Here is a 400-nt window from a genome sequence, read left to right as displayed (position 1 = left end):
GGAGACGAGCATAGCGTGCTTGCTGCGGTTAGCTTATGGGAAGGACTTGACGTGCCAGGACCGTCATTGTCGAACGTGATTATTTGGGCGCTTCCGTTTCCACCACAAGATCCCGTTTTCATGGCGAAAAGGGAAGCAGCCTCTAATCCTTTCGAGGAAGTGGACATTCCCTATATGCTGTTAAGGCTGAGACAAGGGATAGGCCGCTTAATCCGAACGCGGGAAGATAGCGGGATTATCGCTATCTTTAGCGAAGAGATGCACACGAATGACTCGCTTCGCGAGCATATTGTTGGTGTGTTGCCTTCAGGAGTACCGCTGAAATTCAGTCTATAATGCTGTATGTTTAAGTGAACCAAATGTCGCGAAATCGCACCCACCCGAGCGAGTCGAATGAGAT

General features: G+C 49.8%; 1 protein-coding gene. It reads left to right on the top strand.

Annotated elements, in window-relative coordinates:
* A partial coding sequence (locus tag AC1DUA_RS40845) for a helicase C-terminal domain-containing protein (protein WP_477505043.1) occupies positions 1-336 on the top strand: 336 nt, incomplete at its 5' end.
* Positions 337-400 lie beyond the last annotated feature (64 nt).

Source organism: Paenibacillus sp. 01T422, assembly GCF_056398785.1.
The sequence above is the reverse complement of the archived record's forward strand: the minus strand, read 5'-3'. Positions and strand labels throughout refer to the sequence as shown.